This is a genomic window from Vibrio sp. 99K-1, assembly GCF_013114585.1.
Taxonomy (GTDB): Bacteria; Pseudomonadota; Gammaproteobacteria; order Enterobacterales; family Vibrionaceae; genus Vibrio; species Vibrio chagasii_B.
Window position 1 is genome coordinate 45,731 of the sequence record NZ_VTXF01000004.1, and the last position, 24,682, is coordinate 70,412.

The 24,682-nt window shown below is 44.2% G+C and carries 23 protein-coding genes; 10 read left to right on the top strand and 13 right to left on the bottom strand.

Going from position 1 to position 24,682, the window contains the following annotated elements; genetic code table 11:
* Nucleotides 1-22: 22 nt before the first annotated feature.
* Together F0228_RS04270 and F0228_RS04275 are read right to left on the bottom strand one after the other, a co-directional pair.
* Nucleotides 23-1,474 (bottom strand): glutathione synthase, encoded by a 1,452-nt coding sequence (locus F0228_RS04270; protein WP_171730372.1) that lies wholly within the window; start codon nucleotides 1,472-1,474, stop codon nucleotides 23-25.
* A gap of 123 nt (nucleotides 1,475-1,597) precedes the next feature.
* Entirely contained in the window at nucleotides 1,598-2,545 is a 948-nt protein-coding gene (locus F0228_RS04275) for a LysR substrate-binding domain-containing protein (RefSeq protein ID WP_008216036.1), read from the bottom strand.
* A 120-nt stretch (nucleotides 2,546-2,665) separates the two neighbouring features.
* Between F0228_RS04275 and add the strand changes: the two genes are divergently transcribed.
* Complete coding sequence (gene add, locus F0228_RS04280) at nucleotides 2,666-3,664, top strand: adenosine deaminase (RefSeq protein WP_171730232.1); 999 nt, start codon at nucleotides 2,666-2,668, stop codon at nucleotides 3,662-3,664.
* A gap of 310 nt (nucleotides 3,665-3,974) precedes the next feature.
* The gene (locus F0228_RS04285; RefSeq protein WP_171730233.1) at nucleotides 3,975-4,559 is read left to right on the top strand and encodes a sugar O-acetyltransferase; all 585 of its coding nucleotides are present in this window, start codon (nucleotides 3,975-3,977) and stop codon (nucleotides 4,557-4,559) included.
* A gap of 120 nt (nucleotides 4,560-4,679) precedes the next feature.
* On the opposite strand, the gene F0228_RS04290 is transcribed toward F0228_RS04285, so the two are convergent.
* Both F0228_RS04290 and F0228_RS04295 read right to left on the bottom strand, forming a co-directional pair.
* Nucleotides 4,680-5,513 carry a hypothetical protein gene (locus tag F0228_RS04290; protein ID WP_171730234.1) on the bottom strand — a complete coding sequence of 278 codons (834 nt, stop codon included), beginning with the start codon at nucleotides 5,511-5,513 and terminating at the stop codon, nucleotides 4,680-4,682.
* A 37-nt stretch (nucleotides 5,514-5,550) separates the two neighbouring features.
* Nucleotides 5,551-6,174, bottom strand: a complete 624-nt coding sequence (locus tag F0228_RS04295; RefSeq protein WP_171730235.1) for an HAD family phosphatase — start codon at nucleotides 6,172-6,174, stop codon at nucleotides 5,551-5,553.
* 544 nt (nucleotides 6,175-6,718) lie between these two features.
* On the opposite strand from F0228_RS04295, the gene F0228_RS04300 reads away from it, so the two are divergent.
* Nucleotides 6,719-7,426, top strand: a complete 708-nt coding sequence (locus tag F0228_RS04300; RefSeq protein WP_171761923.1) for a GntR family transcriptional regulator — start codon at nucleotides 6,719-6,721, stop codon at nucleotides 7,424-7,426.
* Nucleotides 7,427-7,600: 174 nt separating this feature from the next.
* Here F0228_RS04300 and F0228_RS04305 read toward each other — a convergent pair whose 3' ends face one another.
* On the bottom strand, nucleotides 7,601-8,800 hold the full coding sequence (locus F0228_RS04305) for an enolase C-terminal domain-like protein (protein ID WP_171730237.1): 1,200 nt from the start codon (nucleotides 8,798-8,800) through the stop codon (nucleotides 7,601-7,603).
* 261 nt (nucleotides 8,801-9,061) lie between these two features.
* Between F0228_RS04305 and F0228_RS04310 the strand changes: the two genes are divergently transcribed.
* From F0228_RS04310 to F0228_RS04320, 3 genes are all read left to right on the top strand, one after another.
* Nucleotides 9,062-10,495: a PTS transporter subunit EIIC gene (locus tag F0228_RS04310; protein ID WP_171730238.1), complete on the top strand. Its 1,434-nt coding sequence runs from the start codon at nucleotides 9,062-9,064 to the stop codon at nucleotides 10,493-10,495.
* Between the two features lie 113 nt (nucleotides 10,496-10,608).
* A complete protein-coding gene (locus F0228_RS04315) occupies nucleotides 10,609-11,589 on the top strand; it encodes a sugar kinase (RefSeq protein ID WP_105058543.1) in 981 nt (326 codons plus the stop codon).
* A 3-nt stretch (nucleotides 11,590-11,592) separates the two neighbouring features.
* Nucleotides 11,593-12,222, top strand: a complete 630-nt coding sequence (locus tag F0228_RS04320; protein WP_171730239.1) for a bifunctional 4-hydroxy-2-oxoglutarate aldolase/2-dehydro-3-deoxy-phosphogluconate aldolase — start codon at nucleotides 11,593-11,595, stop codon at nucleotides 12,220-12,222.
* A 97-nt stretch (nucleotides 12,223-12,319) separates the two neighbouring features.
* On the opposite strand, the gene F0228_RS04325 is transcribed toward F0228_RS04320, so the two are convergent.
* From F0228_RS04325 to F0228_RS04350, 6 genes are all read right to left on the bottom strand, one after another.
* Nucleotides 12,320-13,471 (bottom strand): M20 aminoacylase family protein, encoded by a 1,152-nt coding sequence (locus F0228_RS04325; RefSeq protein ID WP_171730240.1) that lies wholly within the window; start codon nucleotides 13,469-13,471, stop codon nucleotides 12,320-12,322.
* Between the two features lie 24 nt (nucleotides 13,472-13,495).
* Nucleotides 13,496-14,461, bottom strand: a complete 966-nt coding sequence (locus F0228_RS04330; protein WP_239936418.1) for a DMT family transporter — start codon at nucleotides 14,459-14,461, stop codon at nucleotides 13,496-13,498.
* Nucleotides 14,462-15,457, bottom strand: a complete 996-nt coding sequence (locus tag F0228_RS04335) for a DMT family transporter (protein WP_171730241.1) — start codon at nucleotides 15,455-15,457, stop codon at nucleotides 14,462-14,464.
* A gap of 81 nt (nucleotides 15,458-15,538) precedes the next feature.
* Nucleotides 15,539-16,501: a DMT family transporter gene (locus tag F0228_RS04340; protein ID WP_061032019.1), complete on the bottom strand. Its 963-nt coding sequence runs from the start codon at nucleotides 16,499-16,501 to the stop codon at nucleotides 15,539-15,541.
* Nucleotides 16,502-16,524: 23 nt separating this feature from the next.
* The gene (locus tag F0228_RS04345; protein ID WP_061032018.1) at nucleotides 16,525-17,295 is read right to left on the bottom strand and encodes an aspartate/glutamate racemase family protein; all 771 of its coding nucleotides are present in this window, start codon (nucleotides 17,293-17,295) and stop codon (nucleotides 16,525-16,527) included.
* 83 nt (nucleotides 17,296-17,378) lie between these two features.
* On the bottom strand, nucleotides 17,379-18,542 hold the full coding sequence (locus tag F0228_RS04350) for a Xaa-Pro peptidase family protein (protein WP_061032017.1): 1,164 nt from the start codon (nucleotides 18,540-18,542) through the stop codon (nucleotides 17,379-17,381).
* Nucleotides 18,543-18,866: 324 nt separating this feature from the next.
* On the opposite strand from F0228_RS04350, the gene F0228_RS04355 reads away from it, so the two are divergent.
* The 3 genes from F0228_RS04355 to dpaL all read left to right on the top strand — a co-directional run bounded on the left by F0228_RS04355 (nucleotide 18,867) and on the right by dpaL (nucleotide 21,237).
* Nucleotides 18,867-19,544 (top strand): PAS domain-containing protein, encoded by a 678-nt coding sequence (locus F0228_RS04355; protein ID WP_017068123.1) that lies wholly within the window; start codon nucleotides 18,867-18,869, stop codon nucleotides 19,542-19,544.
* Nucleotides 19,545-19,566: 22 nt separating this feature from the next.
* A complete protein-coding gene (locus F0228_RS04360) occupies nucleotides 19,567-19,950 on the top strand; it encodes a RidA family protein (protein ID WP_004732389.1) in 384 nt (127 codons plus the stop codon).
* A 108-nt stretch (nucleotides 19,951-20,058) separates the two neighbouring features.
* Nucleotides 20,059-21,237 (top strand): diaminopropionate ammonia-lyase, encoded by a 1,179-nt coding sequence (gene dpaL, locus F0228_RS04365; RefSeq protein ID WP_017072480.1) that lies wholly within the window; start codon nucleotides 20,059-20,061, stop codon nucleotides 21,235-21,237.
* Between the two features lie 82 nt (nucleotides 21,238-21,319).
* Here dpaL and F0228_RS04370 read toward each other — a convergent pair whose 3' ends face one another.
* Both F0228_RS04370 and F0228_RS04375 read right to left on the bottom strand, forming a co-directional pair.
* A complete protein-coding gene (locus F0228_RS04370; protein WP_061032015.1) occupies nucleotides 21,320-21,859 on the bottom strand; it encodes a disulfide bond formation protein B in 540 nt (179 codons plus the stop codon).
* Nucleotides 21,860-21,868: 9 nt separating this feature from the next.
* Complete coding sequence (locus F0228_RS04375; protein ID WP_162884309.1) at nucleotides 21,869-22,024, bottom strand: DUF5993 family protein; 156 nt, start codon at nucleotides 22,022-22,024, stop codon at nucleotides 21,869-21,871.
* A gap of 332 nt (nucleotides 22,025-22,356) precedes the next feature.
* Between F0228_RS04375 and F0228_RS04380 the strand changes: the two genes are divergently transcribed.
* Nucleotides 22,357-24,594 carry a hypothetical protein gene (locus F0228_RS04380; RefSeq protein WP_171761924.1) on the top strand — a complete coding sequence of 746 codons (2,238 nt, stop codon included), beginning with the start codon at nucleotides 22,357-22,359 and terminating at the stop codon, nucleotides 24,592-24,594.
* The last annotated feature ends 88 nt before the right edge of the window (nucleotides 24,595-24,682 follow it).

A 24,682-nucleotide genomic window follows, 5' to 3' on the forward strand; every position in this document is an offset into this window, starting at 1 on the left:
TGCTATCGGTCGGAATCAGGACCTAATCAATCAACACCAATGAATCGAGAATCCCTTTACCGCTGTGGATCCCGCCTTCGTTTTCGCTGGCTGGCTTACTGCGGATTAAGTAGCCAGCATAACCGTCCAGTTCGGTTACTGGTTCACCTTTGAAGTAAGCGGTGAATAGGCCGACCTCGCTGACTAGATCTGTTACAAGCGTTTGCTGGGTGTCACGCACTGCAATAGTCGGTACGTCACGCTCATGCGGGTACAAACGCTGCATCAATGCCCACGCGTCGTACTCTTCTGGCTTAAGTTGCCTCAGCTGTTCACTGATATCGTCACCAAATACACAATGACCGCCGCCCTCACCTTGGTTTTTTAGCACCCATTCTTGCTTATCAGCTTGTGTGTTAAACCATTCAATCGATTCACGGGTGATTGGCTTCATGTCGGCTAAAACACTCTTCACCAATTCCGCTTCTTCTAGCGTTAAACCCCAGCCTGCGTATTCTGCTGCTGGCATCATGGTCAGCAGCATTTGCATGGTTTTACTGGTCGCTAACTGTTGGCTGATAGTCGCGTTCATTGCGACATGGTGTTGTTCCATAAATAAGCGAGTCTGACTTAGCGTGTGGCAACAAACCGATTCGTTGAGTTCTGGAGCCCAGTAATCTGAATACTGATAACCAGCTCTTAGATACACCACATCGACCGCGCCAACATCTTGCAGCAACAAACGTTGGTTATCTCCTGTTGAAAGCTGACAGCTCAACTGTTCAAAAGTACGACGCACCGTGCGAATACCTTGCTTTTGCAGTTCAACTTCAAGCAAATGTTGGTCATATACATTGTCTTCGTTCTTCTGCACCACCATCAAGAAAACTGGTTTATCTTGCTCATTAAAATCGTTTTTCACTTGCCTAGCCGTCGTCGCAATACCATAAGCTAGCTGAGCTAAACCTTGGTTCTCTGCTGGTGTTGCTGACGGGTCTTCTAGCCAGTTCTTGTACGTTTCTGGCCATTGGTTTTGCATGTATGAGTGGAATTCTGTTGCTCGCTGACCAAAGGGTGCCATACCAGCTGCTATACCATTGAATTCAATCACTTTTGCTCCATGCTGACGGTCATCCATAAAATCGGTTCGCATCAATAGCAAAGGCTGGCGGGCAGGCCTCAAGCGTTCATCGGCACTGCCATGAGCTTGTTGATGAAGTGCCATTAAGCGGCCAAAGAATGGATCGGCTTGCGCCATATCGCTCAATGACGACTGCAGAAAATCATGATCTTCCGATACGTTGCTGATCAGCTTGGTAATGAGCGGAGTGACGCGGCGCAGGTGTTGATAAACCTCACGTTCCATTGTCATTGGCGCAATACTGAAAGGACAATGCCTAGCGGTATTATCTGACTGGCGAAACGCAACGCCGTGCATGATCGCCCACTCACAGGCATCTTCTATTATTTGTTGCGGAATCAATGACACTGGCATTGGATTCATTTTAATCTCTCACTATGATCGGGAATTACGCCCCCAATTAAGACGATGCTCAGTCTGAAAAGACGAACGAAAAGCGAAAAATATTTTACGAATTACAATGCGTTAAAACACCATCTACTCTTGAGTGTCTTGCGTCTTGTTAACAATCAGCTCTCGCAGCCAGCGATGGCTAGGCTCAGAATCAAAATAACGGTGCCACAACAAGAATAACCCGCCCGGTACCAAATCAATGGGAACTGGCTTCATCACTAGTTCACCACTATCGATATAATCACGTACCGAGTTGTATGGATAGCACATCAACAGGTCGCTCTGCTTACATAGTTTAATGGCACTAGTGATATCCGACACGTTAGCGGCCTTGTTGATCTCTAACTGCTTAGCGTTAAGCACTTCCATCAATAACCAGTCGCCCGCTCCGCCCGTCACCAATTGTATGTGTCGATATTTGAGAAAAGTGTCGAGGTTCCACTCTTCTTGCAAAGCAGGATGATCGTTACGCATCAAACAAACGGAATAATCCAGGCACAACTCAACGTAATCCAATTCATCCGGAATACATTGCACATGGGTTGAGGCTCGTTCATCTAATTCAAAAATACCGATACCAAAATCGACTTCGCGCTTGAGTAAACGTTTGAAACTATCACTACTCCACGTTGAGCTATTGATGGTGATATGAGGCGCATCGGCAAGCGCGGTTGGCATGAATTGCGGATAAACCGCTGTGTAGGCGGTCTCAACAAGGTCTATAGTGAAAGTACGCTCACTCTCCTTAGGATCAAACACCTCAGGGACCGTCAGTTTCTCGATTTGCAGTAAGATTTGGTGGATCTTAGGCGCTAATACCAGTGCTTTTGGGGTTGGGAATAGACCTTTAGACTCACGCTCAAACAACGGGTCGTCAAACAAAGCTCGGAGCTTGGTGAGTTGTTTGCTTACCGCAGATTGGCTCAAAAACAGCCGCTCTGCCGTTTTGCTTACGCTGCGTTCTTCAATCAAAACATGTAAGCACAACAGCAAATTCATATCGCATTTAAGTAAGCTTTTAACATCGACCATGATATTCCCCAAATTCAGGTTAATGATGATTATTTGTCACTTTAAATCATATCATGCTCTTGGTAAATTTAGCGCATGTGAGTTAACACACTCAAAGAATAATAGAATTAAGGAATACTCATGGATTTTCTAGCACTACCAAAGATTGACTTACACTGCCACCTAGACGGAAGTGTTCGCCCAGATACGATTATTGACCTAGCAAAACAATACAATATCGAACTACCTGAAGACCGTGATGCGGTTGTTCAATCTCTAACTGTGCCAGAAGATTGCAAAAACCTAGATGAGTACCTAGCTTGTTTCAGCCTGCCACTTAAAGTGATGCAAACTGAAGAAGCGATTGAGCGTATTTCTTTTGAGCTTTACGAAGACGCAGCACTAGAAAACGTTAAGTACCTAGAAGTTCGTTTCGCACCAATCCTGCACGTCAATAAAGGTCTGTCTCTTGACGCGATCATTGCAAGTGCAGTGAAAGGCATGAAGCGAGCAGAAGAGAAATACGACATCAAGGGCAACTACATTATGTCTGTACTGCGTATGTTCCCTAAAGATTCAATCAAAGACGTGATCGATGCAGGTAAGCCATACCTTGGTAAAGGCGTAGTGGCATTTGATATCGCTGGCGGTGAAAAGCCAGGTTTCTGTGCAGAGTTCCCTGAATACACGCAATACGCTATCGAGCAAGGCTACCGAGTGACGGTTCACGCTGGTGAGCAATGGCATGGTCAGAACGTTTACGATGCAGTAACTATGCTAGACGCTGAACGTATCGGCCACGGTGTTCACATCCAAGGCAACGAAGATGCGTACAACATCGTTAAAGAGAAGCAGGTTGCGCTTGAAACTTGCCCAACAAGTAACGTGCAAACTAAATGTATTCACCAATTCAGCGACCACCCAATTGCTGAATTCAAGAAAGACGGCATCGTTGTAACGATCAACACAGATAACCGTACAGTGTCGAACACAACCATGACTAACGAAGTAAAACGTGTGTGTGAAACCTTCGGTCTAACAAAAGAAGATTACGCAGAAATCTACAAGTACTCTGTAGAAAGCGCTTTTGCTTCAGACGAAGTGAAACAGCACTTGATGGGTTTCGTTGAGCAAATCTAATTTAAGCAATCTTGATTGCTAAGTAGAAAAACAGGAAGAGAAAGGCTGAGGCTTTTCTCTTTTTTTATGCCCGAAAATCGCTAATCTTGCAGTATTCGTCATTTATACCAATCACAGTAAGTAAGTGAATCATAAATAGCGCAGGAAAAAGGCTTAAGAACAAGGCGGCTCTATTCTACAAAGAGTTTCGATAAGTAGTTATTCTACAATCAAAATTTCTAACGCAGTTATTGAGCGTTTTAACCAGCTAGGATGACCAGTTATTTACTACGATTGGTATTAAACCGAGACTCTCGGAAAGTGGGCAAGCATGAGTAATACAAACGTTAAAACTGAACTAGAAAAGATGTTATCTGGGCAAGTATATAATGGTGCAGACCAAGAAATTGAAACCATGCGTTCCAATGCCAAAAAGTCGCTAATGGCTTTCAACAGCCACCAAGACCCAGACCAGCAACACACATTGCAAGAACAGCTATTTGGTAAGGTTGGTAGCAGCAGCTTAATCCAGCCCCCTTTTCATTGTGAGTTTGGTAAAACAATCGAGATTGGTGACGACACCTTCATCAACATGAATGTGGTGATGCTTGACGGTTCCAACATCAAAATTGGCAACAATGTATTGGTGGGGCCAAGTGTCCAGTTTTACACTGCTTCTCACTCACTGAACCACCTCAGTCGTCGCAAGTGGGAAACTTTCTGTCTACCTATCGCAATCGAAGATGATGTCTGGATTGGTGGAAACTCGGTGATTAACCAAGGCGTGACCATTGGTACTCGCTCTGTGATCGCAGCCAACTCTGTGGTCAACAGTGATGTACCACCAGACTGCTTGTACGGCGGCACACCAGCAAAGCTGATTCGACACTTGAATGCCGAACAAGCCCACGACTAAAAAGCAAATTGCGTATCCAAATCTAAAAACAAAAAGAGCCATGTTTCAATAACATGGCTCTTAATCTAATAAACAGCGTTGTTCTATCGTACGGTTAACTTTCTACTCAGTTCATCTCATTCACTGCTCAGAGGCCTGCAATGGGCTCCGTTCTAAAGCCTTCTCATACTCACTTTGTGGTGAGCTAAGGTAGGTATTTTTCACGAAATCCTTCCACCCTGAAAATAGCGACTCTATCGGCTCATTCGTTATTCCAGACACATCACCGTTACTCTTTATGAGCTTGATAAAAGCCTCCTCCCCCCATGAACGCTCGATAAACTCACCGATGGTATAACCGACTTCATAGATTGTTGAACCACCATTAGGGTTGATATATAACTCTTGAACAAGCCCATCAAAACGGGCTTTGATGGCATTCCTGTTATTCATGTGGAACCAATAATCTTCAGATTTATAGATAGCCACCGCTTCCCACAACCAACGAGGGTTATTCGCAAAATTGGGGTTGATTTGAAGTGTCAGTAAGTGCACAAACTCATGCAATGCTGTTCGTTGGATTTCACCACCAAAATAAAGCAGCCTGATTTCATTACTTTGAGGCTCGATATACCCAGTAGAAAATGCATATCGCTGTCCAATGCTACGCTCTTGCTCATCTAAGTAGGCCTTTTGGCTTTGCCATACTCTCACCGTTATGACCGGTATTGAGCCCAGGCCGAAGCTCTTCATCAAAGGCGCCTGTTTGAGTATTAGCTCGTTGTGAATACTTGGAATTATCGCAGGTGAAGTTCCATCGTAAAGGACAAACTTGAACTGTCCTTTATCTGATTCATAGCAACTATCACATGCTTGCTCACCGCGAATTTGAAGCACGAAAGCCACGACTAAAACCAGTACCGACATAGTTAAAAACAAGAATGCAACGATAGACTTAGGTGGGTATCTTTTCATTTTCTACATCCTCAAATTTAACTCAATCGCCAAGGTGTCAATCGATTAAATTAACGCCAAGCGCCTGCAAGCTGTTTTCACACTGAGCGGCATCGGTAAACTGAATACCAGCCATACCTACAGCCTTTGCCCCTTCAACGTTATAGGGCATATCATCGATGAAGACGGTTTCTGAAGCTTCAAGCCCATTATTAGATAACAGCGCTTGGTAGATTGCAGGTTGTGGCTTAAGCATGCCCAATTCAGCAGATACTGCCGCACCATCAAATAACGGCCAAAATTCGCAGGTCTTTTTCAAGTACTCGACAATCTCGACCACATTATCGGTCAGCGCATACACGCCATAGCCAGAGCGCTTTACACGCTCAATGAGTTCTACAGAACCATGCAGTAAGATCTGCGTTTGTTTAACGTAATAAAACAAGCGGTCACACTCTAATGGAGATAAGTCAAGTTCTTGTTGATAACGAAGCTTGGCCTCACTTTCGGTCAAAAAACCTTTATTCAAATCTAACCAAATCGTGCTTTGGAAAATATTACGAGCTCGAGACTCCAAGTCTTCAGTATCACCAAAAGTAAGACGGGCAATTTCCAGAGGTGCCCAACGCACAATGACATTGCCTACATCAAACACCACATTTTTGATTTCATTAGAACTCATACATACTCCTGTGATCGCCATGTTATTGATGGAAAAAAGACACAAAGTGCCACGCATCAAGATTCATGACGAACGTTTATAAATTAAAAGTATCGAATAGAATATACAACCAATGGAGTACAAAAAAGGCCATCATTACGATGGCCTTCTCATTATTTACAAGTGAGCAAACTATCAACACAAATCGGCTTCAGATGACACGATCGTTGGCGCGCCAGCTGTTTCCACACAATATTGGCAGTGGATTGCTATACGTTTATCTATGAGCAGTATATTAAGTCCCATTCTATACCCTTCCCCTATTTTGATGACGTAGAATGCACATTTTGGCTTTCTAGTTTAGCCTCTATTCTCTTGAGTTCACAAGATACGCATTCACGATTAAGCCTCAAAATGCACCGACTTAAGCGGTTTAATAAGACTCATTTCTCATCCTCCAAATGCCCTTATGTGTTATAATTCTTAGTCTCTCAAAGCGTGCTGAATCCCTGATTTAGTTCACTATTCTTTAACCACAGTGAATCCACTTTAACGTTATCGAACTATGAAAAAATACGAATTAGTTGTCCAAGATATTGTGAGTAAGATCTGTCAAAACAGTATCAGCCATAAGCTTCCTGCTGAAAGAGAACTGTCTGAAATATATGGATTATCTCGTTTCACGATTCGTAAAGCACTAGCTAAGCTAGAGGCTATTGGCATGGTGAAATCTAAGGTGGGTTCTGGTTATTTCGTCAACACTTCTCTCATTGGTACACCACTAGTCTACAACTCCATCACTGAAAACAGTTTTGAAGAGATCTCTTATAAAAAGCTCCAGCTGAATAAAGCGCTACCCGATAACCACGAACAGCAGATTTTTTCTTTAGACGACAATGACTACATTTGGAAAATTCGACGTCTTCGATTGATTAACAACAAAGTCGTTCAGATAGAAGAAGCCAAGATCCCTGTCAGTGTCTTCCCAGAGATGAATGCCGAGATCATTGAAAGCTCAATCCAGAAACATGCGCTAGCGAAAGGCCTTCAGATCGATAGCTACTTAACGACGTATCAAGCGATCAACGTTTCTAAGGAAGATGCAGAGTTGCTTGGTTGCAAAAAAAATGCGGCAGCGATGAATATCACCAACCGAGGTTTCTTATCGTCTGGTGAATTATTTATAGTCAGCGATATTATTGATATTAATTACCAATGCACGTATCACACCCCTTTTAACCGTGAGAGTATGAGCTACCGAGATAAGAAATAATACTAACCTGAAAATGATACTTATATTGAGTGGGTAAGATTAGTGAATGACTATTAAAATATTAATTTAAATCACCAATAATATAATCTTGTTAGTACCTAATTTTAATTAGACAATCAAATCAACTCAAAAAAATGGCCGCTTATAGCGACCATTTTATATTATAAATACGAGTTAAGGGGTATGAATTGCGCCATCAGGAAGGCGACTTTGAGTCCACTCGTGGGGGCGATACATAACAGGGAACTCGGCTGCAACCTCTCGGTCGATTTCAACACCAATACCTGCGATTTCTGAAGCGTATAAGTAGCCATTAATTGGCTCTGCAGCGTTCGGGAATACCTTGTGCGTATTCTCGTTGTATTCGACATGCTCTTGAATCGCTGCATTATGTAAATGCACGTTCAAATGCGTATTCACCGCAGCGCCAATTGGCGTCATATCTGGCGGACAGTGCCACGCAATACGTACACCGAAGTTCTGGCATAGATGCCCGAGTTTCAGAGCTGGCGTAATACCACCGATTTGTGAAACATGACAACGGATGAAGTCGATTCGACGATTCGCGATTAGAGACTTCCACTCTTCAGGGTTATTAAATAACTCACCTAAGCCCAATGATACTGAGCTTTGGCTACGAATATTGTCTAGCCATTCCGTTTGGTTGGGCGGAAGAATATCTTCAATGAAGTACGGCTTATATTGCTCCACTTCTTTCGCAAATTGTATCGCTTGATTTGGGAAAAGGCGCTCGTGAACATCATGAAGAATGTGGAATTGATTACCATACTTCTCTCTCAACGACTTAAACATGGTTAGAGTATTGTCCATGTACTGATCTTGGTCGTAGTACGAGCCTTCAGTCGGGCTTTGAGTGGTATGCAAATCGGTTGGAACGCCACCATAGAAACCAAGCTGACAACGAATGTGCTTGTAGCCTTTGTCTAAGAAAGATTCCACCAGCTCATAAATACCTTCCATTGTGTCGCTAGTCGCGTGTGTGTATACAGGAATAGCATCACGAGACTTACCACCAAATAACTGATGTAACGGCATACCCGCCAATTTGGCTTTAATATCCCATAGTGCCATATCAACACCGGAAATTGCATTATTGATAACAGGGCCATTTCGCCAATAAGCGTTGACCATCATCATTTGCCATAAGTCTTCAATATTATTGGCGTTTTTACCAATAAGAATAGGTTTTAAATATTCATCGACCATTGTTTTTACAGCAAGCGGTCTTTGTTGGAATGTCGCACAACCAAAGCCAGTCACACCTTCATTCGTTTCTACGACAACGGTAATGAGGTTGTGTCTGTCTGGTTTAGTAATAATACAATGGATATCGGATATAATAGTTTCTTTCACAATTAAATAACCTAAACTTAAGTCAACTCCTATTATCTAACCGCTTTAAAAATCACATTTCAAGCGCTAATTTTTGCCCAAAAATAATTGGTACGTTAAGTGTTTTTTTTTGATAAACAAAACATACCAATTGGCAATAAACGCTGAAAAATTAATTTTTCGAATTTTAAATGTGATTGAGATCTCTTTTTTCTCCGTTGGATTTAAATTGGTTGTCGTTATGATTTCTCGAGTTAAATATATTCCAATAACAGGTGTAGTATGCAAATGGTAGAAAAGAGTGATGCCGTTGTGAAAAACTCTAAGTCATTATCGAAAAAGAAAAATTTCAACGAAAATATACAGTTATTAGTCACCGCTGTTGGTGGTGAAGACAACATCGTGAGTATCACCCACTGTATGACAAGGTTGCGCTTCAAATTATCAGACGAATCGCTGGTAGACGAAGAAGCGATCAAGCAGATCGCAGATGTGAAAGGTGTGGTCCTTCAACAGGGCCAAACTCAAGTCATCATCGGTGTTGAGGTAGAGAAGTGGTTCAACGCACTCTCAAACACTCAACAAGCTGACGCGACTCCTGCTGATGAGCTAGAGAAAGGGAAGCTATTCCAAGGTGTGATGCGCATTGTCGCGGGCATCTTTGGTCCTGTTGTTCCAGCCATTGCTGGTGCCGGTATGCTCATGGGTCTGTTATCAGGTCTCATTGCAACCAATGTTATCTCTGAAACCTCAGACACGGTTTACTTCTTCCGTTCAATTTCTGTTGCTGTGTTCTTCTTCTTACCTATGCTGGTCTCTTTCTCTGCCGCCAAGGTCTTTAAAGTAAACGAATATATTGCGCTTGCTGTCTCTTCTGCAATGCTAGCGCCTTTGCTCGTTGATAAAGCAACAATGCTAAAAGACGCAGGCGCTGCTCCGGAGCTGACGGTTCTTGGCGTGGTTCCGATTGAGCTGCTCAACTACGGCGGCGCTATCGTACCGGCGATTCTTGCTATCTGGTTATTGTCTAAAGTGACTCCGTTAGTTGACCGTCTAGTACCATCTTCTGCGAAGCCTGTATTTACACCACTGTTGGCCTTTACGGTAACTTCAACCATCACACTATCTTTTGTTGGTCCTGCAGGTATCTGGCTAAGTAACGGTGCAGGCTGGGTGATGAGTTCACTACTGGAGATCTCTCCGACATTAACGGGCTTTGTGTTTGGTCTAACTCGCCCAATTACCATCGTATTTGGTATCCACCACAGCATGACGCCGATCAGCCTGAACAACTTTGCACTGTATGGTAAGGATCTACTGATGCCGATTATGTGTTTGGGTAACATGGCAATTGCTGGCGCGACAATGGCTATCTGGCACAAGCAACGTAAAACGGTTTCTAAAGAGCAATCTTCAATTACGATGGGTTCAAGTGTTACCGCTATCTTAGGCATCACGGAGCCAGCTCTATTTGGTGTACTAACGAAATACACCAAAGCGATGATGACCGCGAGTTTGGCTGCAGGTGTGTTCGGTGCTATCTCGGTAACAATCGATACGCACTTAACAAGCTACATTCTTTCTTCTGTATTCAGCTTGCCAGCTTACCTTGCAAGCGGTACACAAAACTTCCTTCAGGCAATTATGGGCGTGGTGGGTGTATTCGCACTCTCTTTTGTTCTAACCATGTTGTTCGTAAAACTAGACAACAAGTAATCGGCTAGTCCCACTCCCGTAAGATTAGAATCGAAAAAGCATGACCATATCTCGTTATGGTCATGCTTTCCTCAATACGAACAAATCCAATCTTTCCTTTCTAAGGCTATATTATGACCCACATCGCAATCATCGGTGAGTGCATGATTGAACTGAATGGATCTCCATTTGGTAACATGCATCAAAGCTATGGTGGAGACACATTAAACGCGGCAATCTATTTGAACCGTAGCGCTGCGGTTAGCAATCCCATGAGCAGTAATAACACTGCGAATCCAGCGATACAAACAAGCTATGTCACGGCGCTAGGCTCAGACGTTATCAGCCAAGAGATGCTTAATCGATGGCAAGATGAAGGACTATCAACCGAGTTCGTGCTTATTGATGAGCAGCGTTCACCCGGGCTCTATCTGATTCAACTCGACGATGTTGGTGAGCGAACCTTCCTATACTGGCGCAACGATTCTGCGGCTCGCTACATGGTACAGCACACCGATTTCGATAAGATAGCGAACCAACTTCGTGACGTTGATATGGTGTTTCTAAGTGGTATTTCCCTCGCGATACTGCCACACAGCGATCAACTAAAGTTGCTCACTATCATAGAAGGCCTACGTGAACGTGGCGTTACCATCGCCTTTGATAGCAACTATCGACCAAAGCTGTGGAGCTCAGAGGCCGCAACTAAAGAATGCTATCTATTAGGTTATAAAACGACCGACATAGCTCTAGTCACGTTCGATGATGAACAACTGTTGTGGGGCGATCAAACACCACAAGACACCATAACAAGGCTGCATGCACTCGGTGTCAAAACCGTTGTTGTCAAGCTTGGAGCTGAAGGCTGCTTGATCAGCGAAAACCCCGCAAATGAGCCCGTAAAAATCACAACGACACCGGTCGAAACTGTGGTTGATAGCACCTCTGCTGGCGACTCTTTTAACGGCGGTTTCTTATCTTGCTATCTCGCTGGAGGTTCTATTGAAGAAGCCTGCCACCAAGGTAATGCATTAGCCAGATTAGTTATTCAACATCATGGCGCAATCATCCCAAAATCCATCACCGACACTCTTTCAAACCCTATTAAGAAGTAAACCATGCCTACAATTAATGACCAATTAAAAGCACTTAAAGTTATCCCTGTTATCGCCATTGATAACGCAGAAAACATCATCCCACTAGGCAAAGTATTGGCAGAGAATGGGCTTCCAGCTGCTGAGATTACGTTCCGTTCAGATGCCGCTGTTGAAGCGATTCGACTGCTTCGCCAAGCACAGCCTGACATGCTGATCGGCGCGGGTACCATCTTGAACCGTAAGCAAGCACTCGCAGCAAAAGAAGCGGGCGCAACCTTTGTGGTATCACCAGGATTCAATCCAAACACAGTTAAAGCATGCCAAGAGATCGGTATCGATATCATTCCAGGTGTGAACAATCCAAGCACCGTTGAAGCGGCACTTCAGATGGGACTAACGACTCTCAAATTTTTTCCTGCCGAAGCCTCTGGTGGCATCAACATGGTTAAATCGCTCGTTGGTCCATACGGCGATATTCGACTCATGCCTACAGGCGGTATCACGCCATCAAACATCGATAACTACCTAGCCATACCTCAAGTTTTAGCTTGCGGTGGTACTTGGATGGTCGACAAGAAGCTCGTTGAAAATGGAGAGTGGGATGAGATTGCCCGTCTAGCACGTGAGATTGTTGAACAAGTGAATCGTTAAGCTAAACAAACCAAGTCAGCCAAACCGTTCACCAATTTGAGAACGCATTGCATACAAATAGAGCGAGAGGTTAACCTCTCGCTCTATTTTCTTCAATTTACTGTGACAATTGTTGCTCTACAAGCGTCTTCCAAAACCCAACACCGTGTTCCAAAATATTATCGTTAAAATCATAGTGCGGGTTATGAAGAGCAGTGCCTCCACACTCACCAACACCATTTCCAACTAACACATAACACCCTTTTACTTCGCGTAACATGAACGAGAAATCCTCACTGATGGTGAAGCGTTCACAAGCTCCATTCACATTATCTTCACCGACAACCGCCTGTGCTGCTTTTACCGCATGAGCAGTCTCTTCCGGCGTATTAATCGTTGATAGAAAGCTGTTGTTGAAGTGGTATTGGTAATCAACACCTGCTGACATGCACTGGCCAGCGACGACACGCTCAATCGCTTTCTCAATCTTGTGCAATGCTTGATCGGTGAAGCTGCGAGTATCACCAGAAATAGTCACTTGCGAAGGAATCACATTGACAGTACCGTTAGTAACAAAGTTAGTCACCGAGATAACAGCCGTCTCATCAATGGCGCTCAAATGACGCGAAACGATGGCTTGCAGTGCAGTGACCACTTGAGCACCAACCACAATCGGATCGGTTCCCATGTGTGGCATCGCCGCGTGGCCGCCCGTCGCTTTGATCACAATTTCAAAACTGCTTTCACTTGCCATGAGCGAGCTTGGACGAGTCACAAATTTACCTTCAGGGATACCCGGTAAGTTATGCATAGCGTAAATTGCATCCATATTCCAACGAGTGAACAGGCCATCAGCGATCATCGCTTTCGCTCCTGTACCTCGCTCTTCATCTGGTTGAAAAATGAAGTATACAGTGCCATCGAAATGCTTCTTGGTTGCCAACTCTTGCGCCGCACCCAGTAGCATCGCGGTATGGCCATCATGTCCACAAGCGTGCATCGCTCCTTCATGCTTTGAAGCGTGACAAAAAGTGTTCTTTTCATGAATACGCAGCGCATCCATGTCCGCACGTAGACCAATCGAGCGATCGCTTGTGCCATTTTTCAGAATTCCAAGCACACCTGTCCCGCCAATACCGCGGTGAACTTCAATGCCGAACTCTTCGAGCTTGTTCGCTACGAATTCAGATGTGATGAACTCTTTAGTACCAAATTCTGGGTACTGATGTAAATGGCGGCGCCATTCTGTAACGTTGGCAATGTTAGTCATGGAAACTCCAATAAATACTTAAAATTAATTCGTTAAAACTGTTTTAGATGTCATCTCGCGGGACTTGTTAGATGCCGCAAACAGCGTCATTGCTACAATAATCAAGCCCACAGCCAGCGCCCTAAAAGGTGTGATGGGTTCTCCAAACACCAAAACAGCGATGAAAAATGCAGACATAGGAATGAGATTTAAAGCCATACTGCTGCCTTCAACACCAACACGCTCTATGCCGTATATGTATGCGATGTAGCCCAGTCCTGATACAAAGCCACCCAACACAATAATGCAGAGTAACGACCAAGAAGGGCGAATTACCAGTAACAGACTTGGTACATCAATGCCTGAAACCAGTAGATAAATGAAAAATCCAACCGCCGCAAAACCAAATTGATAATGCATGGTGCAAGTTGCACCGTATTTTTCTGCAAGCTGAGCACGCAAATGAGTCACCGATGCAAAGCTCAGCACACTCAATAGACAAATCAGGTGCCCGATATTTACCCCTCTATCTTGAGAAGTAAACGGAGGAGCGAGCACTAACATGGTGACGCCAACCAAAGCAATTCCGCTAGAGACGATTTGCATGCGAGTAAATCGAGCGCCGTAAAAAAGCTGAGCTATTGCTAAGATAGCGATGGGAACAAGTCCCTGAATGACGCCATTTTCTGACAGTGAAATATAGTCCAACGAGAGAAACGAAAGAAAGCTAAACAAACCTTGGCCAACAACACCGCACACCAACAACTTGAATAGTTCGCTCCGATTAGCCCAACTAAACGCCAACTTCGGTTTGCTTTGAGTTTTCTTGTGGAGCATTGCAGAGAAAATCAGGACTAAAGATAAGACAAAGAATGCCATCATGTAGCGTAACCACACCAACAATCGCGCATCAATGGTTTGTAATGGCAAGGTAGCTAATGCGCCCTCAGAACCCCATAACAACCCTACGCCAATCGCCGCCATCCAACCTTTAGTCACAGATTTCATCATTTAGCTCGCTTCCGGTGTTGCTTTTTTATTGCTAGGCAATCTTTCCGTAGTCTGCTCTTCTTGTTTCGTTTCGAACTTAGTGAATACGTAAAGTGCTACAACAATCAGTGACACGATAATGGTTTTTCCCAGAGCCATCTGTTCGCCTAGTGTTAGTACCGCCACCAAATAACCAACCAAAGGCATTAGGTTAAGAGCCATTGTCGCTTTCTCTACACCAATACGTTTGAAGGAATAAAGTTGAATCAAGTAGCTACCACCAGAGATACCTGTACCTAAGAAAATAAGCAGAGCAATCAACAATGGGCTAGAGAATATGATGTAGATCTGAGATAAGTCTAACCCCATGGTGATCACAACAATAATGCCCATGACAGCAACTGAAATATATTGGTACAGCATAGAAACGACTGAGCCATATTTATCCGCCAGGCTCGCTCGTAAGTGAGCAGTCCACGCTAGCGCCAGCATTGAACACGTCACGTAAACATAGCCTAGTAGTGGTATACCACCTTCAATGGAGTTTGTTGGACCAACACTCATCGCATAGATACATACCGCAGAGGCAATAAAAGCACCCCACTGAATCTTGTTCATGCGGAAGTTCATAAACATCATGCCAAAGAAAACCGTCGCGAACGGCTGCATGCCTTGAATAACACCGTTTTCAGTCGCACCAATGTGAGACAGAGAAAGGAAGTTAAACAGTGAAAACACCCCTTGTCCAACGATGCCACAAAGCGCAATGCGACCAATATCTTTGGTATCGATCTTCAATGAAGAACCTAAATCAGCGCTCAAGCTTTTGCTACGTGATGTAAAAAAGAAAATGATGGAAAGGCCAATTACCGCGGTAACGTAGCGGAAAAATACCAATGTCATCGGGTCAACCGCCATAGAAAGTGGCTTTGATACAACCCCAGTTACGCCCCAGATACAGGCAACAGCAATGGCAGCAGTCCATCCTAAAAATGTGTCTCTGTTTGTTGTGTTCATCTGTCTATCTTCCATAATTTTTGATAACGGCGGTGCAGAACACCGCCTGAATATTCATGATTTACATGTAGAAACTAGTGGTTAATTCGCTTCCGTCGCCGTTTTCAGCTGAGGCACTTTTTTCTTCGCCTTGCCAAACTTCATGAACATCATCATCGAACCAATAACTACGGCTATCGCAAGTAATCGCATTGGTGTAACTGCCTCACCGAGAGCAAAAACAGCGAGTACAAATGAAGATAGAGGCATTAAGTTCAATGCCATACCAGTACCATCTACGCCAACACGTTCCATTGCGTAGATGTAAATCAGGTAACTGATACCAGAGATACCCACACCTAGAATCGCAATACAAAGCACACGAAGGGGAGAACTAAAGATTCCTAGCGCTGATGAGAAATCGGCGCCGACAACCAATAGATAAAGACCGAAACCAATTGCCGCAAAAACAAACTGATGATACATAGTTGCCACTGAACCGTATTTCTCAGCCAGTTTTGCACGAGCGTAAGCCATCGTAGAGAAACTCGCCGCACTACCAAGACAGATCAAGTGACCAATGTTGAACCCACTGCCTTCAACCGATGGATCCATGACCAAGATAGCCACACCAGCAAACGCACCGACAGCTGCTAAAATCTGTAATGGTGTAAAGCGTTCTCCATGACGAAGGAAACCTACACATAAAATGATGATTGGGATAAGGCCTTGGATTACGCCGTTTTCTGAAGCGGTAATGTAGTCAAGAGACAGGAACGATAGAAAACTGAAAGCGCCTTGACCGATAATACCGCAACATGCTGCCCAGAAGATGTCGTGTCGATTTGCCCAATTAAGTTTAAAGTCGACTTTTTTCTGTGGTTTACCTATAGCGTTACTGACTTGGATAATCACAAACAATGTAATGAAGGCTACGGTATAGCGAACCCATACCAAGACTTGTGCATCCATTACTTCAAGAATAGGCGTTCCAACGATCCATGGAACACCCCATAACAGGCCAATGAAAATAGCCGCAATCCAACCTTTTACTGTATTACTCATCTTTAAATTCCTTTCAGTGTTTGCTATTGATTTAGCAATTGGCCGTAACCTGGACATTGAGCTTTGTTGCCGACTAAGTGCATGCAGTGCCAGAACATCGCAGAGTTGCTGCACACGACAGGGATACCAAATCGGTCTTCAATCTCTTGAATGTGGTCAAGAACACGAAGGTTGGTGCAAGACATAAACACCACATCGGCACCTGAGCCTGGCAACATCTTGCTCAACGCTTCCATCATCGATTCCTTTGAAACCGTCGTAATGTCAGTGTCTTTCTCAATGCCAAGTGAACCTAAAACAGGAACTTCAAAACCAGCGGCTGTCAGTTGTTGATAAAGAGGGAAATTCACTTCTGTTGGATAGGGGGAAAACACGGCAACTTTCTTTGCACCCAAGTGCTTAAATGCGGCTTGAGCAGCTGTCCATGGATTGGTTGCGGGAATATCACCGCGATTTTTCGTAAGAAGGTTAGCGACTTTTTCTTCACCGATAATGATAGAAGCTGAAGTGCAACCAAACGCCATGACATCCATGGATAAACCCGTCGCTATCAGATCTGATGCTTCGCTGATCCCAACCGCAATTTGGTCGAGCGCTTCTGGAGTCATTTCGCTGCTGTAATAAACACGGGAGCTAAACACTCCTGCTTGTGTGCCCAGTAATTTAGCCCAGTCCATCTCTAATGAGTGGTCAGTACTTAGCTGCACTAAACCGATATGAACTCGACCAATCCTTGGAGCCTGAACGTGGTGTAATGGGATTTCAAATTGTCGAAACTGTTCTATTGTTTGCATGAGAAACTCGTATTTTTATAGTTTTTATATGCTGACTCCGGAGTCCAGAGTCAGCTTTTGTAGGGTGTTAAGTTTGTAAGGGGCTAAATAATGATCAGCTCTGGTTCAGCACGCTCGCTCAACCATTCAGCACCGTCTTCCGTGATCACGATGTTCTCTTCGTGCACCATTGACTTGCCAGGTGCGTAAACCATGCCCGGCTCTAGCGTCATCACCATGCCTGGTTTAAGCACTGTGTTATCGGTTGCTGTGTTAGACGGGCGCTCTGTCAGCTCCATACCTAAACCGTGACCAAGACGGCCAACGTCATTACCCAATGCACCATTGGCTTCCAATACTCCCCACATTGCGTTGTAAATATCAGTGGTTGTAGCGCCAGGTTTAGCAGCTTCGAAGCCTTTTGTTGTTGCTTCATAAGTAGCACGGTAAGCAGCTTTAGTTTGCTCACTTGCCGAGCCAAATGCCCAGTTACGGTCGAAATCAGAGAAGTAACCATCACGAACAGCACCGGTATCGATGATCAATACATCTCCCGGTTCAATGATGCGGTCGGTTGGGCCCATAATAATACTGTCGTAACCATCGGGGCCTGAACCAGCAATGATATAAGGACACTCATCAGCCCCTTCTAGCAACATATCGATACGGAACTGCTTACAGATTTCGCGCTCGGTCATGCCGGCTTTTGCATACCCAGGAATTTTGCTAAAGCCCACATTGGTAATACGACAGATTTCGCGAGTTTTTTCTATTTCAGCTTGTGATTTAATCTGACGAAGCTCATGCATCGCTAATGACACATCAACAAAATCTTTCTTAACCATGGTGGTTAATTTGAGGTAGTTATTTACTGGCATACGCAAGTGAGACTCAATCCCTAATGTCGCGCCAACTCTGCCGTGACGACAAGGTAAAGAGTTCAACGTGCTTGCAACCAAGCTAATGCCGTCATCTTCTGGCCTTGGTGAAGGCCAAGTAATGATGTTCTCAACCCATGTTCCTGCCATACCGCTAGCACCAATCTCAGGAACAATAGCAATAGGTTTACCTTCTGCTGGGATAACAACGAACCATGGTCTAGTTGGGCTGTGCCAAAACTGAGTGTGAAAACCAGTAAAATAGCGAACGTTTGGTTCCGTAGTAAAAATCATCGCGTCTAGCTTCATCTCATGCATAACTTTTTGAGCGCGTGATGTTCTGTTTTCAAACTCAGCTTGTTCAAAGCCTCGGTTTAGGTAGTTAGTCATTGGGGCCTCTAATTATTATTGTTGGGTCAGCAATTACGAACCGACCCTATAGTTCAATTTTGTTTACGTTACGATGAGCATCTTACTGACATTTCAGTTAAATAATGTGACCAGGATCTTACAGTTAACTATAGTGACCCAAACACATCTAAAACCAGAATTTTTGTTGATTTTGATCAATTTTAGGTACTTATTTGTAACTTTAGGCTTGTGCAAGGAGCGAGTGTATAGTTTTATAGTTACATAAAGTTAATTGGCAACTTGAAATCCATCGAGTAACCAAAGATAATGAAAGGCAATTAAAGTTAACAACAGTGGTCTAAAATGAACGCATCAGCATATAAATCGTTTAACGTAGAATTCACCGACAATGACAGAGAGCATCTCGCACTGAACTTTCGCTTAGCCGAAACTATTGCCGACTTTATTGGTCCGCATTGTGAGGTAGTGATTCACTCATTCGAGAGCTTTGAAAAATCAGTGGTGAAGATCGTGAACGGTCATCACACAGGTCGAGAAGTAGGGTCACCTATCACCGATCTAGGGCTGAAAATGCTGAGTGTGTTTGAGAGCACTGGTGAGGTCACGCCAAAGAGTTACTTCACCACCAGCAAAGATGGGTCACTGCTTAAATCTACGACCTGTGTGCTAGCTGGAGAAAATGGCAAACCGATTGGACTATTCTGTATCAACATGAATTTGTCTCACCCGTTTCCTGAGATCATAAAAACTTTAATGCCGGACATTGCTCATGCCCCTGTGGGTGTGCATGAGAACTTTGGAGCTTCAACAACAGAAGTGATTGAGCAAGCACTTGAGCACGCTATTTTTGAAGTCGATAACGATGAGTCAGTCAACTTGAAAGGTCGAAACAAAGCCATTACCAAGCTATTGCTTGAGAATGGTATTTTCGAATTGAAAGAGGCGACAGCATTCGTATCTGAACGTCTTGGTATAACTCGCCACGCTATCTATAAATATATCCGCGAGTTTAGAGCTTAAAAATCCTATAAAGAGAAATGAAATGAAAACAAAAATCCATACAGATCTAGCACCTGCAGCAATCGGCCCATACTCTCAAGGCATGGCATTCAAAGACCTTATTTTCACTTCTGGTCAGCTGCCTCTTGATGCAAAAACAATGGCGTTTGTTGAAGGTGGCATTAAAGAGCAAGCTCGTATGTCACTAGAAAATTTGAAAGCTGTACTAGAGCAAAGCGGTGGTTCACTGGACACTGTTATTAAGACCACATGTTTCCTATCTGATATGGAAAACTTCGTCGCATTTAACGAGGTATACACAGAAGTATTCGGGACTGAGAATGCACCAGCACGCTCTTGTGTTGAAGCGGCTCGTCTACCAAAAGACGCATTAGTTGAAGTGGAAGCGATCGCTTACATCAAGTAATCGCGTAGCATTTTTCGCAATACTACCTGTCGCTATGAACGACTAAACAAGGTCATTGACCATCGCTTAATGACCTTTAATTCATCTGTCTGTATCTAAGTGTGTCCTATGTTAAAACTATCAAAAAATTCATTCTATACTGGTCAAGTCTGCGAACTATTCACCGCTTCTCAAGCCCAACAAGCGCGTGAGTTTCACCGCCAGATCGAAGGTTACCAACCTACACCACTTGTCTCTCTTCCTAACTTGGCAAAACAATTGGGCGTCAAAGCCATCTTGGTGAAAGACGAATCAAAACGCTTTGGTTTAAATGCCTTTAAAGTGCTGGGTGGCTCTTACGCACTTGGTCGTCAATTAGCTAAACACCTAGGTATTGATATCTCTGAGATCAACCTTAAAACGGTGGCTTCAAAATTAGATAAACCATTGGTATTTACCACAGCGACTGCGGGTAACCACGGTACGGGCGTAGCGTGGGCAGCTCGTGAAATGGGACAAAAAGCCGTAGTTTATATGCCAAAAGGCTCATCTCAAGCGAGTGTAAACCGTATCCAAGGCCTAGGTGCCGAGTGTATCGTGACAGAAGTTAACTATGACGACACGGTACGTATGGCGAACCAAACTGCGCAAGACAATGGTTGGATGCTTGTTCAAGACACCGCTTGGGACGGCTATGAAGAAATCCCAACATGGATTTCACAAGGCTACATGACAATGGCAGATGAAGCCGTTGAACAAGTTCAGGCATCAGAGTTTGGGTCACCCACTCACGTCTTTTTACAAGCAGGTGTTGGCGCAATGGCTGGCGGTGTATTGGGCTACTTAGTTGATAAGCTAGGTGCGGGCACTTTCGAAACCATTATTGCTGAGCCAGCTGCAGCAGACTGTATCTTCCGCTCAGGTGTGAAAGGCGAAATGGTCAATGTATCGGGTGAATTGAATTCGATTATGGCAGGCCTTGCTTGCGGTGAGCCAAATCCCGTGACTTGGCCAGTACTCCGCGATTGCAGCAACCATTTTGTATCGGTTGAAGACAGTGTTTCAGCGAATGGTATGAGAGTTTTAGGAAACCCATTACACGGCGATAGCCAAATTGTCAGTGGTGAGTCAGGTGCAATTACGTTAGGTCTGTTGTACCAACTTTGTCGTGAAGGTGCAGACCAAGCAGTACGTGATCAGCTAGGTTTAAACCGAGATGCAACCATCATGGTCTTTAGTACAGAAGGCGACACGAACCAAGCACGCTACCGCGATATAGTTTGGAACGGTTTGCATCAATCGAACTAATTGATATCTAAAAGACACCAAAATAACAAAGCCACAGCAAAGCGCTGTGGCTTTCTCTTTTTGCTGATAACTGCCATGTGAGTTAGTTGAGTAACCAATAGCTCACTGGGTTATCTGGACACTGATAAGGACCACACTCAACAAAGGTAGCGATGGCATTGAGTGCAACCACGACGATGGCTAATAAGCACGCCACACGCCCCAAGTTACTCATCTTATAAGCTTCTTGCGACGGCTCTTTATTGGTCAATATTAGAATGACGGCAACCGCTAATATGGTCGCAGCAAATAACACGAAAGCCCAAGTGTAATAGTGCATCCCAAAGATAGGACTACCATAGCCAGGCGTGCCTGGAATCACATGCAGCGATACCTGTCTTAGAGAGGTGGCGACACCATACAAGGCACCGATCAAAACAATGCCATAGTGACGAGGTTGAGGCCCGTAAACCACATTCAACATAAAGCCAAACGCAACCATCACGAAACCGATGCGTTGCAATAAACACAGCGGGCAAGGCAACTCATGAAGCACAAACTGAAGGATAAAGCCTATCAACAGTACTGCGGTCATGCCGAGTAGGCCAAGCGTATTTAGGAGCGTTAACTGATTTCGATTCATGTGAGCTCCTTACAATAAGATGGGTAATGAATCAGTCGCATGGTGATTGAACCAATACAACCCAAGGATCACAGAGCCCGCAAAAAAGCCATAAGCCGCGGTCTTCTTCTCGAAAAAAGCGCATAACATCGCCACGAGTAGTAGTAGAAACAGTAAAGACATCATAAGAGGTATTCCCTCGCTATTTATCAAGTCCAGTCATATTGAACGTCAAAATGAATATCCACACCTACGCCCCAAACAGCATTCAAAATCGGCAAATCTATGGATTACGGATTAAAAATCATCAATTTAATACTTGTTAGTAAGCGTTAACCTGTCAAGTTTCCACGACTAACAAAGCCTTCTATGAAGAGAAGATGCAAGTAACACGCCGATATAAGCAAAGTGAGCACCGCTCAGCATTAGACATAACCGGAAACAGAACATAGATATTACGATTGGCTACACTTACGAGACAGGGATAACACTTAAAGAGTGAATGGCTAGGAAACATAATGAAAACAACACGATTAGTCTCAGCCATTTTTCTTACCGGCCTTACCTTTCCCAATATCATTTGGGCCAACTACACGATCGTTCTACCCGTTCAACATGAGCAAGGGATCGACTTGCAAGACAATGACATATCAGCCCACGATGTGGTTGATTGGGAGCTCAACAATAGTGATTTGATGTTTGGAGCGAATGCGGAACCGAGCCTCAACACCAAAGTCCAGGCCGTGGGCTACATGTACAACCAAAAGTTAGAGTTAAATTCAGGCCCATTCGAAAACGAGATTAGAGACATCGCTGAACGATACGGCATCGATTACGAAGACTTTTTTCTACACTTTTCAGAAGACACCATCCTTGCAGAGCCTGACCCGACTCATGGTGAGAACACTCTATTAAACCGCAAGCCTATGCTCGTTGGTTATACCGCAGACGAAATGCACGCAGGTTTTGCCCTTTACCAACCCACACCTTGGGATACCGATGTCTTTGAACATTTCCAACAAGGGGGTGCGCTCTACATTTATCACTCTGAAAAGTTTGACCATTTAGAATTTGAATTTTCACGCTTTGCACAAGGAGGAAAATTCCGGATTGAATATCCATCTTCGATGAATGCTGAGAATCATGTGACCGATTGGTCTCGAATCGAAATAACGGAAGATGGCACCAAGAACATGACTCAAAACCAAGCGGTTAGCTGGCAAGTGCCCTCTGATTGGTTACGAGCAAACACTCATGATGGTAGTGGCCAAAGTTATGGTGGCGGCCAATTTTTTGGCTCATCTTTTGTCCGTGATGGTGGGCGTTTATACGTTGTTAGAGTGCGCTGGCAAGGCCACGCAAATCATATTCGACCTCGTTTAAACCGTGTTCAACTCGGAGATAACTTTCCGAAAGTCGCTCCAAAATACTTGTCATCAGCAGCAGTAAATAACCGCTCTCCCGATAAAACAACGCATTGGAGAAAAATTCGTGGTTTCGACCAATCGGCCGATCTCAACGACGACAACTATTTATCTCCTGCTGAATACCAAAACCGAAGCAACAAATCTGCCACAGCTCGATTTCGTTGGCAGTCCCGTGTTATTCCTTTTGGTCGAATGTGGGACCAAAATTCGTCATGGTCGCTAACCAATCTGGCTAATCCCGGGCTATTGATGGCAATGGGCAGTTATTATGGTCAACACTGGACAAAACTAGGGCTCCGTGGCGCCTACAACGATGACACCAATAAGCTCTTAGGTAGCAATCAATTTGATATTTACTCTGGGGGAAACATCGCTGAGCTTGATGCTATCGCAGGCTCAACTGAAGCGGATGAACGCTATAAACAACAGTTCACCGCCTTTCTCAAACGATTGACTGCCGTTAATGACAAACCATTAATCGGGCTCAACATTGGAACGGCTAACCTCTATGGTCGAAATGGGCAAGCGCACCTTATCGATGCAGGAAACCTGTATTTCAGGGAGCACTATATATTTCCGTCAACGGGCTTTAGCGGCTATGGCGGGCTATCGAAGTTTTGGGATAACTCAGCACTCGGCTATTCAGGGGCGAAGGTTATTCAACAAGCCACTACGCGCTATGGACGAGTGCAGTTCTTTGGAAACAACCAAGAGAACTGGCAACAAGACCAGTACTCAACTCTCGCTGTCTATTACCTCAACTACCACCCTGAACACAGCTATTTCAATCAATGGAACAACAGTTACGTGTATGGGAGCAACAACACCACAACAGATAACTTCTGGAAACCGGGCGTACCCAAAAACATGGCTTATAAGCCCACAGCATTGCTCGATATCACTCTTGGAAAACCTTCAGGTGTGATTCCTTCGGGGTTTGAACCTATCTCATTGATGCTCTCAACTCGTACTCCACAATCTGAGGATTACACGATTGTTGGCAACACTTCGCAATCCCAGGTCACTCATCAAGACTTACCTAATGGCAAGGTTTCACTGCTAACGACTCATACCTATTTCCTATATCAATCAGATAAACAGGTTGTAGAAGGCGGCCCAGAAGACATGGTGATAGCCAGAGAGTTTGAGCATGGACGAGTTCTCTATCGCACCGATTTTTATGGGAAAAATGCTGACTTTTATGCTGCAGAGAAAATCTCGATTCGATTAGCCCCACCAATGAAGCCCGTAAATGCCGACGGCAGAGTGGGAGAATATGTCGATGAAGTACAGATCGGTGGCTACCAAGGTTTGCTATTACTTTACTGACTCGGTTTAAACTCGGAATAGCAATCATAAAACAAAAAAACCTAGCGAGTGACCGCTAGGTTTCACACATAAAAACGAGTTAATCTCT

What these genes read in the sequence shown, in the direction of transcription:
- F0228_RS04270 (WP_171730372.1), bottom strand. Translation starts at nt 1,474, where the DNA reads ATGCCAGTGTCATTGATTCCGCAACAAATAATAGAAGATGCCTGTGAG.
- F0228_RS04275 (WP_008216036.1), bottom strand. Translation starts at nt 2,545, where the DNA reads ATGGTCGATGTTAAAAGCTTACTTAAATGCGATATGAATTTGCTGTTG.
- add (WP_171730232.1), top strand. Translation starts at nt 2,666, where the DNA reads ATGGATTTTCTAGCACTACCAAAGATTGACTTACACTGCCACCTAGAC.
- F0228_RS04285 (WP_171730233.1), top strand. Translation starts at nt 3,975, where the DNA reads ATGAGTAATACAAACGTTAAAACTGAACTAGAAAAGATGTTATCTGGG.
- F0228_RS04290 (WP_171730234.1), bottom strand. Translation starts at nt 5,513, where the DNA reads ATGAAAAGATACCCACCTAAGTCTATCGTTGCATTCTTGTTTTTAACT.
- F0228_RS04295 (WP_171730235.1), bottom strand. Translation starts at nt 6,174, where the DNA reads ATGAGTTCTAATGAAATCAAAAATGTGGTGTTTGATGTAGGCAATGTC.
- F0228_RS04300 (WP_171761923.1), top strand. Translation starts at nt 6,719, where the DNA reads ATGAAAAAATACGAATTAGTTGTCCAAGATATTGTGAGTAAGATCTGT.
- F0228_RS04310 (WP_171730238.1), top strand. Translation starts at nt 9,062, where the DNA reads ATGCAAATGGTAGAAAAGAGTGATGCCGTTGTGAAAAACTCTAAGTCA.
- F0228_RS04315 (WP_105058543.1), top strand. Translation starts at nt 10,609, where the DNA reads ATGACCCACATCGCAATCATCGGTGAGTGCATGATTGAACTGAATGGA.
- F0228_RS04320 (WP_171730239.1), top strand. Translation starts at nt 11,593, where the DNA reads ATGCCTACAATTAATGACCAATTAAAAGCACTTAAAGTTATCCCTGTT.
- F0228_RS04325 (WP_171730240.1), bottom strand. Translation starts at nt 13,471, where the DNA reads ATGACTAACATTGCCAACGTTACAGAATGGCGCCGCCATTTACATCAG.
- F0228_RS04330 (WP_239936418.1), bottom strand. Translation starts at nt 14,461, where the DNA reads ATGATGAAATCTGTGACTAAAGGTTGGATGGCGGCGATTGGCGTAGGG.
- F0228_RS04335 (WP_171730241.1), bottom strand. Translation starts at nt 15,457, where the DNA reads ATGAACACAACAAACAGAGACACATTTTTAGGATGGACTGCTGCCATT.
- F0228_RS04340 (WP_061032019.1), bottom strand. Translation starts at nt 16,501, where the DNA reads ATGAGTAATACAGTAAAAGGTTGGATTGCGGCTATTTTCATTGGCCTG.
- F0228_RS04345 (WP_061032018.1), bottom strand. Translation starts at nt 17,295, where the DNA reads ATGCAAACAATAGAACAGTTTCGACAATTTGAAATCCCATTACACCAC.
- F0228_RS04350 (WP_061032017.1), bottom strand. Translation starts at nt 18,542, where the DNA reads ATGACTAACTACCTAAACCGAGGCTTTGAACAAGCTGAGTTTGAAAAC.
- F0228_RS04355 (WP_017068123.1), top strand. Translation starts at nt 18,867, where the DNA reads ATGAACGCATCAGCATATAAATCGTTTAACGTAGAATTCACCGACAAT.
- F0228_RS04360 (WP_004732389.1), top strand. Translation starts at nt 19,567, where the DNA reads ATGAAAACAAAAATCCATACAGATCTAGCACCTGCAGCAATCGGCCCA.
- dpaL (WP_017072480.1), top strand. Translation starts at nt 20,059, where the DNA reads ATGTTAAAACTATCAAAAAATTCATTCTATACTGGTCAAGTCTGCGAA.
- F0228_RS04370 (WP_061032015.1), bottom strand. Translation starts at nt 21,859, where the DNA reads ATGAATCGAAATCAGTTAACGCTCCTAAATACGCTTGGCCTACTCGGC.
- F0228_RS04375 (WP_162884309.1), bottom strand. Translation starts at nt 22,024, where the DNA reads ATGATGTCTTTACTGTTTCTACTACTACTCGTGGCGATGTTATGCGCT.
- F0228_RS04380 (WP_171761924.1), top strand. Translation starts at nt 22,357, where the DNA reads ATGAAAACAACACGATTAGTCTCAGCCATTTTTCTTACCGGCCTTACC.